Origin of the sequence: Bacteroides timonensis, from assembly GCF_000513195.1 — a bacterium.
Lineage (GTDB): Bacteria > Bacteroidota > Bacteroidia > Bacteroidales > Bacteroidaceae > Bacteroides > Bacteroides timonensis.
The window spans coordinates 1-3,293 of record NZ_CBVI010000022.1; the positions used below are offsets into that span (position 1 = coordinate 1).

At 40.2% G+C, this 3,293-nt stretch carries 3 protein-coding genes; all 3 read left to right on the forward strand.

All coding sequences use genetic code 11. The features are described from left to right. A partial coding sequence (locus BN161_RS06310) for a hypothetical protein (protein WP_044264012.1) occupies positions 1-972 on the forward strand: 972 nt, incomplete at its 5' end. A gap of 64 nt (positions 973-1,036) precedes the next feature. Further along, complete coding sequence (locus BN161_RS06315) at positions 1,037-2,578, forward strand: carboxypeptidase-like regulatory domain-containing protein (RefSeq protein ID WP_244436430.1); 1,542 nt, start codon at positions 1,037-1,039, stop codon at positions 2,576-2,578. Positions 2,579-2,643: 65 nt separating this feature from the next. Continuing rightward, positions 2,644-3,293: YjbH domain-containing protein (locus BN161_RS06320; RefSeq protein ID WP_044264017.1), on the forward strand; the 650-nt coding region annotated here is incomplete at its 3' end.

Genomic DNA, 3,293 nt, shown 5'->3' on the forward strand with positions numbered 1-3,293 from the left:
AAAAAGCCATGTAGAATAATTGTTCTAGATAATAACGTACCTCAAATTTCTCTTTACTATAAACCGATAATCGGTGACAGCGTCCCTGAAGCAAGTCGTGCGGATTGGGACGTTAGTTACAATTTAGGTGACTCATGGAAGCTGGTTCGGAAAGAAAAGAGAAAAAATAGTTCTTTGTTTAAGGTAGATGTGGTTGTGTATCCGGAAGTATCATTAAAAAATCTGGTGATTACGCAGGTATACCAAGTGCTTTTTAACTTATCACCAGCAGTCGAGGTCTCCTTTTGGAAAGGGATGAAGTTAACTGCGCAGGTTATTTTCCCGGTTTATAACGACGGGTATGGTGATTTAGCGGATAAAGTACGCCCGGGATTTCTGACATTACAGCAAACTGTTCGCTTACCATATAATACATGGCTTACAGGAACTGTCGGAACATTTAATGCCAGTCGGTATGGAGGTGATTTAAAATTGCTTCATGTGCTAAAAGCCGACGAGCGTTTCTCGTTTGAAGGACGCATAGGGTTAACCGCTGCGTATGAATGGGATGGATTTGAATTTTACTATGGAACAAAGACACGCTTGACATGGAGTTTAGGAGCCAATTTTTATTGGCCCGAATATAATGTTCAGGCAAGTTTGAAAGGTGAACAATATCTATTGGGTGAAAAAGGCGTACGGTTTGATTTGATTCGACACTTCCGCTATTGCTCGATTGGCTTTTATGCAATGAAAGCGCAAGGAGCAAAGTCAAATGGCGGTTTTAGATTTCAAATAGCGCTCCCACCTTATAAATATAAGAGAAAAGGATATATACCGCGGGTGACGCCCTCAAAGAATATGGGTATCGCTTATAATGCAGGCAACGAACGCTATTATTATAAGGGATTCCGGGCTAACGCAAGCGAGAACATAATGAGTAATAATAGTTTTAATCCATATTTTATTAAATCAGAATTACTAAATTTTTAATTTTATTGAGATGAAAAAGAAAAGTTTCTTTAACGGCTACAATGCTAAATTAGCATTAGCCGTAGTGGCCTTAACAGGGTCATTACTCACTGGATGTTACAAGGATGAAGGATTGGATATCATCGATCCCGATCAGAGTGTAACATTGCCAGCTGCCCAGTACACAATTACAGGTACAATTTACAGTGCTGAAGGTACTATCTTGACTGCTGCAACAGTTACATCAGATAAAGGTACTGTTACTCAAAGCAGCGGGTCTTTCACTATTTCAGGCTTGTCACACGGTGCTGTAAAGGTTACAGCTAATTGCACAGGTTTCGATAAACAAGAGACAACTGTGAACATTGCTGAATTGAAACCGGGACAAGCTGCTGTTTATCCTGTTAACTTCGTATTAGGCAAAACAGCTACAACCAAAGAAGTTGAATTGAGATATGACCTCAAGGTAACAGTTTTGGATGAAGACATGAATGTAATCAACGATGCTGACGTAACTGTATATGGTGCAGGTGCTACAGAAGTAGATTATGAAACTACTCCTCTGACTGCCGGTGCATATAAGATTAAAGCAAGCAAAGACGGATTTGTATCTACTATCCAATACATATCTTTGCCGGCTGCTAAGAAAGAAGTAGCTATTGACTTCGCAGACGCATTTGCTACTGAAGATTACGCAACAGAAATCGTTCTGGTTAAAACTGCTACAGGAACAGTAGTTCTTGCAGGTGACTTGAAGTTTGGTAACAGATGGATGTTGGCAAAAGTTGTACGTTTGTACAATGACAAGGGCACTCAATTCTACGGTGAAGGTAACTCCAACACTTATGCGTATAAGTTTAATGTTCCTGAAACTGAATTCGTAGAAGAGACTACAACCAGAGCCATTTCTTCTAAATTCTTTAGTGCTACTTTCAAGATCGTAGATGAAAATGGTATTGAAATGACTTTAGTTCAGAAGATTGCTAAACCTACAGCTAGTACAGAACCGGGTGGAGAAACTCCGAATGTTGAAGTGAAGATTGATTTCTCATTCAATGTTGAAGTTACAAGAACTAATGCTGCTCCTACTCTTGTACCGACAGTAGATACTTTTGATCCTATGATTGTAAATGGAACTGATAGAGTTAAGCAATATACTTATGACATTCCAGTATTAGTAGGTATGAAGACTATTGACATACAGGGAGGTAACCTTGGCAATGAAACTGCATTAGGTGTAGCAGTTGCTCAAGCTATGAAGGCAGCTACTGATACAATCGTTGCTGATGGATACAAAAACGAACTTATAGAAAAGGGATACAAATTCGAATTAGCACCTTACACTGCTGTTAAGAGTATCACTTCTAAACAAGAATTCGTTGATTTCACTATAGGAGTAACAAAGGTAACTTCTACTACTATTATTACTTCAGGAGATGAAGAACCAGTTGAAACGACTACAAATGTAGACATGGATCTGTCTGGAGTATATGCGAAATACCAAGCTGCAGGTACAGCTACCGTTAACTATGACGATATGGAAATCATTAAGGTTTCTCACGATCATGGTCATGACCACGGTCATGGTACAGGCAACGCTGGTGGTGGTATCATCGAGGCTGAATAATTCTGATTGTTAAGAACAATAGATCATAATTGACCCGAAAGTATAAAGTGTATAGAGAAAGGCAGATGCAGATGAAGCGAATAATAGTTACGTACTTGTTTTTATGCTGTGCGTTTGTACTTTCGGCTCAATTAACTTACGGTACTACAGGTTTGTTGCATGCCCCTTCCGCAGAGATGCAGAAAGATAAGACAATAATGCTGGGTGCCAACTTTATGAACAAGGAGATAACTCCTCCTACGTGGTACTATCATACGTACAACTATTACCTGAATGTGACCTTTTTCCCCTGGTTGGAAGTGGCATACACATGCACACTTTTTAAAGCGGAAGCACTGGGCTTAAAGCCTTACGGTTACTCAGGTTTTACGAATCAGGACAGATATTTCTCTGTCCGGCTGCGAGCTTTGAAAGAAGGACAATTCTGGAAGTATATGCCGGCTGTGGTTCTGGGAACATCAGACCCGTTTACTTCTTCTGGAGGCGGGGTAGTTGGTTCATCAAGCGGAAACGGATATTTCAGCCGTTTCTATATAGCTGCAACCAAGCATCTGCCGATAGGAACTGAAGAGATCGGAGTACACCTCTCTTATTTATATAATCAGAGAAAGGAGTACAAGCTGAACGGAATAGCGGCGGGTATCACTTACAATCCCAGTTTCGCACCGGATTTGAGGGTGATAGCGGAATATGATTCGAAAGATTTTGCGTTGGG